General features: G+C 72.8%; 16 protein-coding genes. 10 read left to right on the top strand and 6 right to left on the bottom strand.

Translation table 11 applies throughout. The features are described 5' to 3' along the window. Nucleotides 1-14 precede the first annotated feature (14 nt). The 5 genes from ACI79O_RS14000 to ACI79O_RS13980 form a co-directional block, all read right to left on the bottom strand. On the bottom strand, nucleotides 15-731 hold the full coding sequence (locus ACI79O_RS14000) for a DUF4230 domain-containing protein (RefSeq protein WP_456888454.1): 717 nt from the start codon (nucleotides 729-731) through the stop codon (nucleotides 15-17). A 134-nt stretch (nucleotides 732-865) separates the two neighbouring features. Beyond that, complete coding sequence (locus ACI79O_RS13995) at nucleotides 866-1111, bottom strand: hypothetical protein (protein ID WP_456914451.1); 246 nt, start codon at nucleotides 1109-1111, stop codon at nucleotides 866-868. Then, nucleotides 1108-2172 (bottom strand): carbon-nitrogen hydrolase family protein, encoded by a 1065-nt coding sequence (locus tag ACI79O_RS13990; RefSeq protein ID WP_456888452.1) that lies wholly within the window; start codon nucleotides 2170-2172, stop codon nucleotides 1108-1110. The genes ACI79O_RS13995 and ACI79O_RS13990 overlap by 4 nt, the downstream gene beginning before the upstream one ends. A gap of 121 nt (nucleotides 2173-2293) precedes the next feature. Continuing rightward, nucleotides 2294-3271, bottom strand: coding sequence for an AraC-like ligand-binding domain-containing protein (locus ACI79O_RS13985; protein ID WP_456888451.1), 978 nt, complete (start codon nucleotides 3269-3271; stop codon nucleotides 2294-2296). A gap of 161 nt (nucleotides 3272-3432) precedes the next feature. After that, nucleotides 3433-4056, bottom strand: a complete 624-nt coding sequence (locus ACI79O_RS13980) for a hypothetical protein (RefSeq protein ID WP_456914450.1) — start codon at nucleotides 4054-4056, stop codon at nucleotides 3433-3435. Between the two features lie 206 nt (nucleotides 4057-4262). Between ACI79O_RS13980 and ACI79O_RS13975 the strand changes: the two genes are divergently transcribed. The 7 genes from ACI79O_RS13975 to ACI79O_RS13945 all read left to right on the top strand — a co-directional run bounded on the left by ACI79O_RS13975 (nucleotide 4263) and on the right by ACI79O_RS13945 (nucleotide 9262). Then, entirely contained in the window at nucleotides 4263-4766 is a 504-nt protein-coding gene (locus tag ACI79O_RS13975; RefSeq protein ID WP_456888450.1) for an OsmC family protein, read from the top strand. Between the two features lie 206 nt (nucleotides 4767-4972). Further along, on the top strand, nucleotides 4973-5626 hold the full coding sequence (locus tag ACI79O_RS13970; RefSeq protein ID WP_456914449.1) for an ATPase, T2SS/T4P/T4SS family: 654 nt from the start codon (nucleotides 4973-4975) through the stop codon (nucleotides 5624-5626). Between the two features lie 5 nt (nucleotides 5627-5631). Next, on the top strand, nucleotides 5632-7074 hold the full coding sequence (locus ACI79O_RS13965) for a recombinase family protein (RefSeq protein WP_456914448.1): 1443 nt from the start codon (nucleotides 5632-5634) through the stop codon (nucleotides 7072-7074). A 103-nt stretch (nucleotides 7075-7177) separates the two neighbouring features. Next, nucleotides 7178-7480, top strand: coding sequence for a hypothetical protein (locus ACI79O_RS13960; protein WP_456914447.1), 303 nt, complete (start codon nucleotides 7178-7180; stop codon nucleotides 7478-7480). Nucleotides 7481-7569: 89 nt separating this feature from the next. Beyond that, a complete protein-coding gene (locus ACI79O_RS13955) occupies nucleotides 7570-7800 on the top strand; it encodes a hypothetical protein (protein ID WP_456914446.1) in 231 nt (76 codons plus the stop codon). Between the two features lie 110 nt (nucleotides 7801-7910). After that, nucleotides 7911-8222 carry a hypothetical protein gene (locus ACI79O_RS13950; RefSeq protein WP_456914445.1) on the top strand — a complete coding sequence of 104 codons (312 nt, stop codon included), beginning with the start codon at nucleotides 7911-7913 and terminating at the stop codon, nucleotides 8220-8222. A 107-nt stretch (nucleotides 8223-8329) separates the two neighbouring features. Next, on the top strand, nucleotides 8330-9262 hold the full coding sequence (locus ACI79O_RS13945; RefSeq protein ID WP_456914444.1) for a hypothetical protein: 933 nt from the start codon (nucleotides 8330-8332) through the stop codon (nucleotides 9260-9262). Between the two features lie 255 nt (nucleotides 9263-9517). Here the strand turns inward: ACI79O_RS13945 and ACI79O_RS13940 are convergent, their stop codons facing one another. Next, complete coding sequence (locus tag ACI79O_RS13940; protein ID WP_456914443.1) at nucleotides 9518-10402, bottom strand: sulfite exporter TauE/SafE family protein; 885 nt, start codon at nucleotides 10400-10402, stop codon at nucleotides 9518-9520. Here ACI79O_RS13940 and ACI79O_RS13935 point away from each other — a divergent pair. From ACI79O_RS13935 to ACI79O_RS13925, 3 genes are all read left to right on the top strand, one after another. Beyond that, nucleotides 10389-11375, top strand: a complete 987-nt coding sequence (locus ACI79O_RS13935) for a hypothetical protein (protein ID WP_456914442.1) — start codon at nucleotides 10389-10391, stop codon at nucleotides 11373-11375. The genes ACI79O_RS13940 and ACI79O_RS13935 overlap by 14 nt on opposite strands. Nucleotides 11376-11719: 344 nt before the next feature. Beyond that, nucleotides 11720-12094, top strand: a complete 375-nt coding sequence (locus ACI79O_RS13930; RefSeq protein WP_456914441.1) for a hypothetical protein — start codon at nucleotides 11720-11722, stop codon at nucleotides 12092-12094. A gap of 424 nt (nucleotides 12095-12518) precedes the next feature. Then, on the top strand, nucleotides 12519-12752 hold the full coding sequence (locus ACI79O_RS13925; RefSeq protein ID WP_456914440.1) for a hypothetical protein: 234 nt from the start codon (nucleotides 12519-12521) through the stop codon (nucleotides 12750-12752). Nucleotides 12753-13943 lie beyond the last annotated feature (1191 nt).

The following is a 13943-nucleotide window of genomic DNA, read 5'->3' as shown; positions in this document are numbered from 1 at the left end:
GGGGCCGCCGTTGGTCAGCCGGTGGCGCTCGGCGCGGGCTCGAAGGTGACCGTGACGCTGTCCACGCCGAGGGAGCCCGCCAGCGTGGTGAGCATGTCGCGGGTGTTGGCCTCGGCGCGCTCGCCCAGGTCGCTCTCGGCGGCGGCCGACTCTAGCCGGTCCTCGGCGAGCGCGAACAGCGCGCTCTCGTCGGTGGGGTCGTCGGCGAGGGCGTCGCCGAGCCGCTCGACCAGCCCGCGGTCGCGGTCGAGCACCCGGCTCTGCTCGGGGTCCACCCGCGCCTGGCCCAGCTCCGGGGCGGGGAGGGTGATGGTGGCCGACTCGCCGTCGGCGGAGAGCTCGACGTCCCCCTCGCCGATGCCGGAGAAGTCGACCGAGGCGTCGACGCTGCCGGTGGCCAGGAACTGCACGCGCTCGCCGCTGATCACCGAGGGCACCCAGGCGGTGTCGCGCTCCTGGTCGATCACGACCTGGAAGGTCCCGGTGGCGGCGCGGTACTCGGCGAGGTCCTCCAACGCCAGCAACAGCGGGGGAGTGCTGCGGTCGACGACCTCCTGCTCGAACGGCGCCGTCCAGTCCGCGACCCGGTCGGCCACGACCAGCCCGACCGGGACGGCGACCCCGGCGGCGACGCCGAGCGCGACCAGCCGGCGGGGAGCCCGGGAGCGCCGGCGCACCGGGCGGTGGGAGGAGGAGGCGTCGGGGTCCCGGTGCAGGAGGGTCGTCGGCATGCTCGGGCGGTCTCCTCACGGGCGGCGTCGGGGGACTGTGGGCTGGAGCACGCGCCGCGCCGGATCTGTTCCCGGTGCCCCGGCGTGTCGGGCCCGGCCGCAGCGGTGGGGGCACGCCGCGGCCGGGCGGTCACTCACCGGACGACGCGCCGGCCGGCTCTCCTTGCCCTCCGGGCGAGGAGCCGGGTCCCCGCGACGCGACGTCCCGGCTCGGCCCGGGGGGTGAACACCACGGCGGTGAGCCGGCCCGTGCCGTCGACGGCCCCCGCCAGGCGGCGGAGCAGTGCCGCGACCTCGGCGTCCGCGGCGGCCACCGCCGGGCCGGCGTCCCGGGGGTGCCAGACGCCGCGGTGCGACGGGACCGGCGGCTCGAGACTCACGGCCGGCCCACCTGCTCGAGGGCCGAGGCGTCGGCGGGCACCAGGTCGCTGGGCTCGGGCAGCTCCACCGGCAGGCGCCCAGGGGCCTGCTCCGGGGTCACCACCACCCGGTTGGGCGCGCCGTTGAACAGCAGCCGGAAGACGTCGGGGCGCGAGTAGTGGCCGACCGGGTCGGCGGCGGACTTGGCGATCGCGATGAGTGCGGGGTCGAGGTCGGCGTAGAGGATCCCCTCGGCGTCCTCGGGCAGCGGCTCGGCGAGCTCGGTGCCCTCGGGGCCGTAGATCCGGGTGAACCCGCCGCCCTGCAACAGCAGCTGCCGCTTGGCCTCGGTGTCGGCGAACAGGTCGTGGGCGGCCTGCCCGATGACCGAGCACGGCGCGAGGACGAAGGTCTGCCCCTCCACCGCGTACACCCGGCTGGCCGCGGTGTTCACCTCCGGGCCCAGCGCCGTGGCCGCCCCGCGGTAGATCGAGAAGCTGGGCCAGGAGGCGACGTGGATCTGCTCGCCCATGCTGTACATCGCGTACTTGGTCAGCGGCTGGAAGTGCTCCCAGCAGTTGAGCGCCCCGAGCCGGCCGAGCGCGGTCTCGTGCACCTGGATGTCGCTGCCGTCGCCCTCGCCGAAGACGCTGCGCTCGACGTGGGTCGGCTTGAGCTTGCGGCGCACCGAGACCACGGTGCCGGCGTCGTCGATGAAGGCCTGCGACATGTAGAGGCTGCCGCCGGCCCGCTCGGCGAAGCCCAGGACGACGTGCACGCCGTGGCGTCCGGCCGCGGCGGCGATCCGGCGCATGTGCTCGCCGTCGCGGGTCATCGAGTTCGCGGCGTAGCGGGCGACGAACTGCATGCCCCACGCAGGCGAGTCCAGCCAGATCCACCACGGGTAGCCGGGGACGAACGTCTCCCCGAAGGCGACCAGGTCGGCGCCGTTGCCGGCCGCCTCGCCGATCAGGTCGACGACCTGGTCCACCCCGGCGTCGAGGTCGAGCCACCGCGGTTCGGCCTGGACGGCGGCCGCGCGCACCGGACGGACGGGAGCGGAGCTGTCGGGGACGCTCATGCGGTCCTCCTGCGACGGGCCCGCCGGCTGCGGGCGTGCGACCACGGTGAGCCGACCGCGCGCAGGCGGACTCGCGGTCCGTGCCAGGTCCCTGCCGCTGCGTGCCAGGTCCGGCCGCTCCTCAGGGCCGGCCGGTGACCGCCCGCCGGTAGGCCGCCGGGGTGGTCCCGGTGACGGCGCGGAAGGCGCGGTGGAACGAGGCCTCCCCGCCGAAGCCGGAGCGGACGGCGACGGTGGCCAGGGGCAGCGTCGGCGCGGTGCGCAGCAGGCGCTGGGCGGCGGTGACCCGCAGCCGGCGCAGCACGTCGCCGAGCCCCTCAGGCTCGCACTCGAAGAGCCGGAACAGGCTGCGCCGGGAGAGGTGGCAGGCCGCGGCCACCCCGTCGGCGCAGAGCCGGGGGTCGGTGTGGTGGGCGGCGAGGTGGGCCAGCACCCGCTCGCGGTCCAGGGCGGCCGCGCCCGGGGGCGGCCCGGTCCCGGCGGCCAGTCCCAGGGCCGAGGTGAGCAGCCCGAGCGCGTGCGGGGCGAGCGCCGCCGTCCCGGCCGGGTCGGTCGCCTGCTGCCGGGCCAGGCCGCGGAGGAAGTCGGCCACCAGCCGGGCGCTGCTGTCGGCGCCCAGGGTCACCGCGGTCGCCCCGGCCAGGGGGCCGGCGGGCAGCACCCGCCGCGGCACCTGGACGACGAGCTGCTCGAAGGCGCCGTCGAAGTGCAGCGTGTAGGGCCGGGTGCTGTCGTAGAAGGCCATCGCACCGGGCACCAGCCGGGCCTCGCGGTCGTCCTGCGAGACGATCCCCCGCCCGGCCAGCTGGATGCTGGCCAGCACGTACTCCTCGTTGCTGCGGGCGATCAGCCGGCGGGTGCGCTGCACGTTCTGGCCGCTGGCCCGGACCGTGGTGAGCTCGACGTCGCCGACCACGCCGTGCGCGATCCGGCCGCGGAACGGGAGCTCGGTGGTGGGGGACGCCGAGAGCTGGACGAAGGTGTCGCAGATCAGGTCCTGCCAGAAGGAGAACGCCTCCGCGGGCCGCACGGAGTCCGTCGTCACCGTGACCTGGTCGGACCCGGTGCCGGCGCGCTCCTTGGCCGACCTCGTGGGCACGTCGCGATGATGACCCCGGCGCCGGGGGACGTCCATCCCCTCAGTGCGCCGTTGAGCGTGTGCGCGCACGCCGCACTCTCCGGCTCCGGGCGCCGCGTCGGCGCACACGCTCGGTGGCGTGCCGGTCGCCGGGTTGCACGTGCCAACGGCGAGCGGGCGAGTCAGGAAGTGAAGATGGCCGACTCGTAGTCGAAGCCAGGCGTGACCTCGAGGACCAGGTCGTTCGGATGGGTTGCACCGAAGGCCAGCCGGAAGGTGCTCTCGCGGCCCGGCAGCAGCGTCGTGGACGGGGTGCCACCGATGCCGTTGGCGGAGTCGTATACCTGCTGCCCCTCGGTGGTGCCGCTCTGCATCGTGGCCATGAACGTGGCCGGGTCGTAGTTGGCCTGAGTGCCGTTGGCCACCGTGACATCGAAGACGACGAAGCTCGGCGGTGCTGGCTCCCCGACCGCGGCGCTGTCCGAGGGCGTGTAGGGCTGTGGCGGCGCGACGGTCACCGCCAATCCGTTCTCGTAGGTGTAGGTCTGCCCGAACCGGGGGTTGACGGCAGCGCTCGGGGGCTCCTCGGAGGTAGCGTCGCTGGGCTCTGCGACGTTCGCGCAGTACTCGGTCCAGTCGGCGTAGACGCCCGGGTCCGCGCACTCCTCCGGGGAGGGCAGCTCTCCGACATCGGACTCGCTCGGCGACGGGCTCGGAGATGCGCTCGGAGAAGCGGTGGAGGGGCCACCCGAGACCTGTGAGCCGCAGCCGGCGAGCAGGATCGAGCCCACCGCGAGCCCGGCCATCAGACGACGGCGCATGTGTGCCCCCATGTCACGCGATGTACGAAGAGGACGAATGTAGTGATTCGCGCGGTCGAGCGAGACCAGTTCGTCCGGATCGTCGCCGACTCGCAACAAGAGGGTCTGTCGGCCGCGTCGGCGCACACGCTCGGTGGCGCGCCGGTCGCCGGGTCGTGAGCATGGGGCTCGACACCACGAGGGGGATCCGGATGGACGCCGTCCAGCTGCGGGAACTGCAGGCACCGCTCAAGCAGCGCTACCGCGACGACCCGGGATCGGCCTGCGCGCGGATGTCCGCCGAGGCCGACTTCTCCGCGCCCGGCATCACCGCGACCGTGCGGACCTGGGCCGGACCCGCCCGCGCCGGGCTGCACCCCTCCACCGGCGGCGACGGCAGCGACGCCTGCTCCGGCGACATGCTGCTGCAGGCGCTGCTGGCCTGCGCCGGGGTGACGATGCGCAGCGTGGCCACCGCGATGGGGCTCGACGTCCGCGCGGGCCGGCTCACCGCGTCGGCGGACCTCGACCCGCGCGGCACGCTCGGTGTGGACAGGTCGGTGCCCGTCGGGCTCGGGCCGATCACCGTGGACGCCGAGCTGGACACCGACGCCGACGACGCCGCGCTGGCGCGGCTGGCGGAGCTGACCGAGCGGTACTGCGTGGTGGCGCAGAGCCTGGCGCACCGCCCGCACCTGACCGTCCGGCGCGCCTGACCCAGGTGCCAAGCGTGTGCGCCGGCGCCGGGTTCCCGGGCTGCGTCTGCCGCGCCTGCGCACACGCTCGGGCCACCTGGGGGCGGGTCACCCGACCGGATGGTGCCGGTGCGGGCTGTCCACAGATCGGTTGACCGGGCTCCCGTCCACGCCCGGAGTCGACCTACGGTCCCTCCCGTTCTGCAACGGGGTGTGACGGGGGTCCAGTGCCGACGAGTGCGCTCGACGTGGTCGACGGCGAGGTCCGCGAGCTGATCCGCCGGCGCGGACTGGACCCGTTCACCGACCCCGCGCCGGTGCGGGTGCTGGTGCGCGACGTGGTCGCCGACTACTCCGAGCGGTCGCTGACCTCGGCGCTGCCGCCGGTCGGCGACCCGGATGCGGTGGTGCGCGACGTGCTCGACCGGGTGGCCGGGTTCGGGCCGCTGCAGCGCTGGCTCGACGACCCCGAGGTCGAGGAGGTGTGGGTCAACGAGCCGGGCCGGGTGTTCGTCGCCCGCCGCGGCCGCAGCGAGCTGACCACCACCATCCTGGGCGCCGGTGAGCTGGCCGACCTGGTGGAGCGGATGCTGCGCACCTCGGGACGGCGGATCGACATGAGCCAGCCCTTCGTCGACGCGATGCTGCCCGACGGTTCCCGGCTGCACGTGGTCATCCCCGACATCACCCGCCGGCACATGGCGGTCAACATCCGCAAGTTCGTGCTGCAGGCGCACTCGCTCGACGAGCTGGTGGCCACCGGGACGCTGACCGTGCAGGCCGCCCGGTTCCTGGAGGCCGCGGTCGCCGCGGGGCTCAACGTGCTGGTGTCCGGCGGCACGCAGGCCGGCAAGACGACGCTCGACAACTGTACGAACTGACATACTTGGGCGGTGACCACCGCCCTCCCCGAGTCTCACAGACTGCCGCGCTGGCTGACGCCCCACGAGCCGCTGTCTACTGCCGCATCTCCGACGACCGGCGCGGTGAGGGCCTAGGGGTGGAGCGCCAGCGCCAGGACTGCGCCGCGCTGGCCGAGCGCAACGGCTGGAACGTGGTGCGCACCCTCACCGACAACGACCTGAGCGCCTACAGCGGGAAACCCCGGCCCCAGTACGCCGCGCTCATGGCTGCCGTGGAGGCCGGTCAGGTCGACGTCATCGCCGCGTGGGACCCAGACCGGCTGCACCGCTCCCCGGCCGAACTGGAGACCTTCATCGCCGCCGTGGAGCGGGCCGGCGTGGCGGTCTACACCGTGCAAGCGGGGGAGTGGGACCTGACCACGGCCAACGGTCGACTGCACGCCCGGATGCTGGGCGCGGTCGCCCGGCACGAGTCTGAGCACAAGAGCGAGAGAGTGAGGCGCGCCTTGCAGCAGCGAGCCGAGTCCGGCCGGCCCCACGGCCGCCGCGCCTACGGCTGGATCCGGGAACACGCCCCGGACGGGACCGTCCGTGAGGTGATCGAGCCGGCCGAGGCGGCTGTGGTCCAGCGCCTCGCGAACGCCCTGCTGGCGGGGGAATCCCTGCGGTCGGTCACCGCGGCCCTGAAGACCGGAGGCGTGCCGTCGCCGACCGGGAAGCCGTGGAGCAAGAACATGGTCCGGGCGCTGGTCCTGCGCGAGCGCAACGCCGGTTTGCGAGTCCATCGGGGCGAGGTCGTAGGGGAAGGTGCCTGGGAGGCGATCCTGGACAGGGGTCGCTGGGAGCAGCTCCGCGCCGTCTTGACGGATCCCCAGCGGAGGTCCAGCACCGGCACGGCTGCCGCGCACCTGCTGTCCGGAATCGCCCGCTGTGGCGTCTGCGGAGCCACATTGCGCGTCGCCCAAAATCGTGGCGTTCCGTCCTACCGGTGTTCCGCCAACGGATGCGTGATCCGCCGGAAGGCCGACCTGGACCATCTCATCGTCGGGCTGGTCACTGCCAGGCTGGCGCGCCCGGATGCCGTAGGCCTATTCACCGTCGGCGACAGCGCCGAGCGGACAGCGGCGGTCGAGGAGGCCGAGCGCCTGCGCGGACGCCTCGACCACGCCGCGGACCAGTACGCCGAAGGCGCCATCGACGGCCGCCAGATGGAGCGCATCACCGCCAAGCTGCGCCCCTTGCTCGCGGACGCCGAGCGACGAGCCCGGGTTGTCGACCCCGCCCCGCTCCTGGACGGTCTGACCGGAGCCAGCGACGTGGCGTCGGCCTGGAACGACCTCCCGCTGAGCCGCCGCCGCGCCGTGGTGAGCACGCTGATGGCCATCACGGTGAGCCGGACCCGGCAGGGCGCACGGACATTCGACCCCGAGGCCGTCACGATCGAGTGGAAGGGGGCCGGCGCGTGACCCGCCCCTGCGCCAACCGCTGGCGCTCGAGTGGCGTTCCGAGCCTGCCCCGGGGCCAGGCGTTCATGCAGTGCAGGCCGGTATGAGGCCCACGGTCGTCGCCGTGTGCAACAAGCCTAAGGGCAAGCACGTGCTCGCCCGAGTCGCCGCGATCGACAGGGCGCCCGTCCTGCAGGTGCTGATGGCGGTGAAGACCCCGGACGGCTCCGAAGGCACCTGGATCGACGTCGACTTCGACGAGAACGCCAGCCTCCGGGCCACCTGCGCCTGCCGCAAGGAGTTCGCCCTGTTCCCGCCGCGGCTACGCGAGGCCTACCGGGAGGGTCGGGTCATCACGGCCGACCCGGTGGGGCTGTGGGCCGACCCACGGGGAGTGATGCGTCGTCGCGGGCGTGCCAAGGGTTAGCATCCACCTCGACGCCTCGCCTACTGCCGGCGAAACCCCCGTCACCGACTAGGCCCCGGTGGTACTGCACCGAATAGGTGAGTGCCACTGTGCCGTCGAACGACCCGGCCACCCGGGCGACCATCGCCCGGATCGCCGCTCACGCCCGCTGGCGCAACGCGCCCGACGCAGTTGTTCGGGAGCGCCGGGAGCTCGATGTCCGGCGCGTCGAGGACTACATCCGTCGCCTGGTCGATGCTGCCCCGCCGCTGACACCGGAGCAGCGCGATCGGCTGTCCACGCTCCTTCGCCCCGGCGGATCACTCGGCGGTCCGCGGTGAGGGCAGATGAAGGGGCGGCCCGGCCGCGAACCGGAACCGCCCCCAGCGAGAACGCCACCTCCAAGCAGCCCCTCGACGCCGAGTCTAGGGCCGCCGAGAACAACCTGATCTTGACGACCCTCGCCGACCTGTCGCGGGCTGTCCGTGACGCCGGCGTCGCCGCGGCCAACGCCCACCAGGACACCTGGTGGGCCTCGTGCTGCGACGCCGCCATCCGTCACTTGGCTGCGCTGGATCGGCCGTTCACCGCCGACAGCGTTCAGGCGCTCATCCCACCGGCCGACCACCCCTGTCGGATGGGCGGCCGGTTCCACGCCGCCGTCCGGGCCGGCATCATCCGGCCGGTCGGCTACACGCTGAGCGAGCGGCCGAGTCGACGGCGCGGCGTCCTCCGGCTCTATCAGCGTGGGGCGGCGGGGTGAGCCGCCGAGGGGCCGCCCATGGGACCGGCGGACGGCAGCGAGGCGGTGAGGCGGCTGTAGGGCCTTCCAGGCGCAACCTGAGAGCCCCGTACATCGACCTCATCCGCGTGGGCGTCACGACCTCCGGCATGAGCGGTCGCGACCGGGACACGGCGGTCTACAACGCCCTGTTCCGGACCGCCATGGCCGCCGTCAACGCCGGCTGGCTCTACTCCGAGTGGCACGCCGAACTCAGCAAGCGTGGCAGCGGCCTGGGGATGCAGGTGGCCACCAAGCAAAGCGGGGACGACCGCCCCGCCGGGCAGGTGCAGAAGACCCTGCAGCGGGTGTGGGACAGGGCTGTCGACCGGGTGAAGGAGACCCCGGCCCTCGATGAGGCGGCCCGAGCCGCCTACGTGGCCAAGTTCCGGACGTGGCTGGCGAACCCCGCCTGCCCGGTGTCGGACAACCAGCGGGTGGTGCTCGACGCCATCGCCCGACGGGCGGCCGAGCTGAACGTCACCAGCCCGCCCTGCCCGATCCGGTACCTGCTGGGGGAGACCGGCCTGGGGTTGACGGCCGTGCGCACGGCCCTGCGCCAGTGCATCGAGGCGGGTCTGCTGGTGCAACTGGAGAAGGGGCAGCCCTGGACCAAGGGCCGGAAGCGGGAGAACTGCCGGGCGGCCGTGTACCGGCTGCCCCGGGTCGAAGCCCTGCCCGGGGCTAACCCGTGCCCCGCAAGCGGGGCTAGTGGTGCCCCGCCCACGGTGCCCCAGCCGGTCGAGGCGGTCGCGGTGCCACTGACTAGTGGTGCCCCCCACCCGATGCCGTCGGCCGCGACCGTCCCCGGGCCACTGACTAGTGGTGCCCCGCCGTCGAGCAACCCACCCCTGGTGGAACAGGTGACGCTGAACGAACTCGTCCATGCGCACGCGCTGATCACGGAGATCACGGCGGTGGTACTCGCGGCTGTCCGCGTCGAGCTGGGACTGCCGGCGCCCGATCGGGCCGGCGCGACCGTCAGGCCGCTTCGGGTGATCCGAGGTGGCGGCGCAACGTGATGAGCCGGGCGACGATCGAACGCGCACGCGCAGGCGCACCAAGGGTGCTCCCGGAAGTCCCGGTACTTCCGGGTCTTTCGCGCACCCGGGCGTAGGGCATCGCGCGAAACGCTCGAAACTGCGGCCCCGCCGAGTCGCTGATCAGCGACTCGGCGGACCGGACCAGGGGTGGGCCGTATTACGCCTGATGCCCCACAACCCTCGGTTCTTGAGTGTCAGCGAGGGCGTCACCCAGCCACGCGTGCCCCCACACCTTCACCGCCGAGACGAGCAGCAGCACGATGACCAACGGCACGAGGACCATGGACGGCACCGCGCCGAGCAGGAGTCCGCCGGTGACCGACCCGGCCACCGAGCCGACCGCCATCGCGACCACGAACCGGCCGTTGTCGCGTAGCACCGCGAACGTCCGGTCGCGGCTGTCCGGAAGAAGGCGACCAGCATCGTCGGCAGCGACACGAGCAGGGACAGGCTGCCGGCGAGCTTCACGCCCACCGCGTACGGCAGCACGATCGTCGGGACCAGCAACTCGCCGCCGGCAACGCCCATCAGTGCGGCGACCACGCCGCTGCCGAATCCGGCCACCACCCCGGCGGTGGCCTGCCCTCCGAGCGGCAGAGCAAGCTGCGGCAGCGTGCCCAGGTGCTCGGCGCCGAACACTGCGGCGATGGCCAGAAGGAGCGCGCCGAGCACTCGGTGGAGGGTCGCCGCCCGCATCCGGGTGGCCCAGGACGCGCCCATCCATGCCCCGGGCAGGCTGCCGACGAGCAAGCTCACCGCAATGAACCAGTGCTCGGCCAGCGCGTCGAGCGGCACCGCCGTCAGGCGCGACGGCAGCGCGGCCGTCACCACGACGAGGCTCATCGCCTTGTTCACGACGACCGCGGACAGCGCAGCGAAGGCGAACAGCGAGCTGAGCAGCGGCAGACGGAACTCCGCGCCACCGAGTCCTACAAGTCCGCTGAGCAGCCCGACCGCGGCCCCAGCGCAGGCGGCCAGCCACAGCGGTCGCCGAGCGGTGCGGGCGCGGCCGGCGCAGTCGTCTCGGATGATGCTGTTCCGTCCCCGGTTCAGGTCACCGGCGAACCGTAGCCACGCCGCGGCAAGGATCCGAGACAGGAAAAACGTGCCCCTCACCATCTACCTGGATCAGACGCACTGGGTCTCCATGGCGCAGGCAAGGGTGAACCGGGACAAGCTTGAGCGGCGCCGCGGCCTGGACGAACTGACAGCAGCGGACCTGCTATGGCGGGCGGTGGACGCGGAAGAGGTGCGGTTGCCCCTGTCCTGCGCCCACCTGGTCGAGACGGCCCACGCCGGCGCTGAGGCTCGGCGTGCCGACCTGGCAGACGCGATGCTCGCCGGCTACAGGGGTTGGCACATGCGCCACCCGATCGACGTGCGAGGTAGGGAGCTGAGGTGGGGTCTGCGGGCGGAGCCGGATGCGGCCCCCGATGCTCGCCATGTCTTCAGCCAGGCGCCCGGCGCGCCCTTTCGCGCGACGGAGTTCGAGCCCTATGGATGCCGCGACCCTGCCTTCCCCGAGCCCGTGAAGCGACTGATCGAGCAGCTGACCTGGCGGGACACGTGGGCGGCGACGCTGCGCGAGGACTCGTTGACCACCGACGAACAGGCACATGCGGACGCCCTCATCAGCGCGTGGGCCGACGGGTACGCGGACCTCTCGGCCTACATGAGGGACAACCCGACCGACAGGGACATCCGACTCGTCGCGGCGGGGAAGACGTACGCCGACCTCGGCCTGGAACTCGCTCAAGCGGCGGTTGCCCTCGGCCTGACGATGGAAGAGTTCCGCGAGCGCATCAACGTCGCCCGATGCATCGACTTCTTCGCGACGCTGCCGTTCGTCGGTCGGGTCATGGAGGTCACCTACCAGCGAATACGCAATCCCGGTGAACCCTGGTCGCGCAACGACCTCAACGATCTGCTCTACCTTGCCTGTGCGGCTGCCTATGCCGACGTGGTGGTGGCCGAGAAGCACATGACCCATCACCTGAGGACAGCGGCGCGGCACGCCCAGCCCGGCGCAGTCGTGGTTGCCGACCTGAGGGCTCTACAGCGGCACTTGGAGGCACCCTCCGGCACGGGGTGAGCCTGGGCCGACCGATGGCGCGGAGCCCGGCCAGGTAGCTGGCCCCGACCATTCCCCGGCGCCGGTCCACCCGGCCGTCGGCGGGGTCCTCCTCGGCTGCGCGGCGCATGTCCCGGCGGTCCCCGTCGGTGAACGACCGGATCGTCATGCCCGGCAGGTTCCGCGGGCGATGGGCCGGTCGGGGGGGATGGGGTAGCCACGCCCGGCGCGGCCCTGCCCGCGTGACGGCCGCGCCCGTTGGGGCTAGCGATCCGGCGAGGCGGTCGGTAGCCCGGTGGCGGTCGCCTCGCCCCCCGCCCGTGTTCCACGGCCCCGTCGTCATCGAGACACGGGGGTACAGAAACGTGACCAGCAGCAAGCTTCTGCGCCTCGTCACGGGCGTCGTACTGGCCATCGGCATCCTGCTGCTGGTGCTGCCCACATCGGCCAGCGCCCTGGGCGATGTGGTGGGCTGCGGCAGCGCCCTGGACCCGTCCCTGCGCGAGGCCATCGCCCAGGACATCGACGACATGCTGTCCGGCGGCCGGGGGCGCGCTGACTGGTCCGCGCTCTGCAAGGACCGCATCGAGACGCAGCGCATGATCGCCTGGCCCCTGATCGTTGGAGGCGGCCTCGTCCTGCTGTACCTGAACATGAACGGGCAGACATCCAGGCTGGACTCCCGCTGCGGCCGCCGGGCCGCGCCGCAGGAGTCGGAGGGTAACGAACCCTTGCAGTGACCGGCCGGCTGACCGCCGCCGCGCCCGCCGGTCAGCCCGCGACCAGCGTCCGGCACTCGGGGCAGGGGTGGCCCGCGCCCAGTCCCCGGCCGGGGGTCCACGGACCTCGGATGACGCGGACCGTCGTTCCGCACTCCGCCCGCCACGGCCCCTCGCCGCCCTCAGCCACCTGGCGGGCCACCGCGTGCGCCCAGCCAGGTGCGGTCCTGACCCTGCCCACGGTGTCACCCAACTTCGGGGCGTCGTCCTGGTCGTGCTCTCGGCCCGTCACGTAGTCCTGTGCCATGACCGGCAGCATCGCTGCCCCGAACGACGTCACCCGTTAGCGCCGTGACAGATGGGGCCGGCGGGGCGAGTGTGGCTGGTGTGGCGCAGACCGGGCGGCAGGGCCGGGACGGGGGCTGTCGCCTCTAGGGTCCCAAGCGTGGAGTACGACATCGTGACGCGCTTCCGCCCGCAGTTCGGTGGGCAGGTCGAGGAGGTCTACGTGGACGGCCGCCGGGTGGGCATGATCTACCGGGACCCCAAGCCGCCCGCCGAGATCGCGGAGCTCTGGGTTGCCCACACGCAGGGCGGCCAGGGTGCGGGCAGCCGGGACGAGGCGCTGCGGGCGGTGCTGCGGCACGCGCAGGAGAACCCGGACTACGAGCTGAGGTAGCCGCGCCGCAGGTCCCCGGTCACAGCCCGGCGATGCCTACAGGGGGGACTCGCCCGCCGCAGTCGCAGCCACTGACCGAACCCAGATTCGGTCGTCGAGCCGATCCCCTCGCTGGCCACCCCGATCGTCGGAAACGCACGCCCCGACGGTGCAGGGCGGTGCGGCGGGCCGCGTAGGTCAGCCGAACTCGCCGGGGCAATTCCACTGACCGTCGTTGCGCGGTGCCCACTCCGTTCCTTCGGCGTACGGGTAGAAGACGGTGCTGCCCACGTACGGAATCCGGCTGGTCGTGGTCTGACGGGCAGTGTGCCCGTCGTCCCAGTTGATCGTGTATGCGAGGGTCCAGTTGTTCGGCTCGCCCGTGCAGCTCTTCTCCGTGAGCGTCACCCACACGCCCGGTCCCGGGCCGCCGACCGGCACCGGCGTGGGCTCCGACTGGGAGGGAGGAGCCGACGTCGGCGACGGCCGCGGTGCCGATGTGGGGACGGGCTGTGGCGGGGGTGCCTGCTCGGGCTGCGGCTCGGGTGCTTGCGCCGGCCGTGGTGACGGCGCGGGCCTCGGCGTCGGGACCGGTGCGGCGTCGGACTCCGGGGCCGGGCCGGGGGATGGTGCTAGGTCAGGGGATGGTACGAGGTCAGGGGACGGCTCGGATGTCGGCGCCGCGGCGGCAGTAGGAACTGGCGTGGGAGCGGTGCCGGCGTCGACCTGCTCAGCCGCCTGCGATCTGGGCTTCTCGATGGCTCCGTCGCACCCGGCGAGGGCGACAGCCGCCGCGAAAACGACGGCCACGGTGGCCCGGCGGGGAGAAGGTGCATGAGTCATGGCGCCACAGGTATCGGCACGCATGGCGAGGTTAGTGACCAGATGCGGCGACAGCAGGTTCCGCTTCAACCGGGAACTCAGGTCTGACCGGGGCAAACGGCACTCGCCAGCATCGCCCCATGTGTCCGAGTCGTCGACACTCCCACTCCCGCTCGGACACCAACTCGACGTTACGCCACGTCACACATGCTTATTAGTCTGAATGTCGCCTTAAGTCTTGCTTTTATGTTCGCTTCGGGAGTCTGTGTCGTCCTCTCCCCATTTGGCCATCCATGCTTGGTTCTGTACGGAGATGACCTGCTCGCACGCGGCGATCAGCTCTGGAGCGGAGAGGGGTCGGCCGTCGGGGGCGGTGCGTCGCTCGGCCAG

The organism is Geodermatophilus sp. SYSU D00696 (assembly GCF_054050235.1).
This window is presented reverse-complemented; position numbering and strand designations above follow the sequence as displayed.

Bases quoted from the DNA above. Each gene is read 5' to 3' on its own strand.
- ACI79O_RS13990 (WP_456888452.1), bottom strand. From the start codon at position 2,172: ATGAGCGTCCCCGACAGCTCCGCTCCCGTCCGTCCGGTGCGCGCGGCC.
- ACI79O_RS13940 (WP_456914443.1), bottom strand. From the start codon at position 10,402: ATGGTGAGGGGCACGTTTTTCCTGTCTCGGATCCTTGCCGCGGCGTGG.
- ACI79O_RS13975 (WP_456888450.1), top strand. From the start codon at position 4,263: ATGGACGCCGTCCAGCTGCGGGAACTGCAGGCACCGCTCAAGCAGCGC.
- ACI79O_RS13980 (WP_456914450.1), bottom strand. From the start codon at position 4,056: ATGGCCGGGCTCGCGGTGGGCTCGATCCTGCTCGCCGGCTGCGGCTCA.
- ACI79O_RS14000 (WP_456888454.1), bottom strand. From the start codon at position 731: ATGCCGACGACCCTCCTGCACCGGGACCCCGACGCCTCCTCCTCCCAC.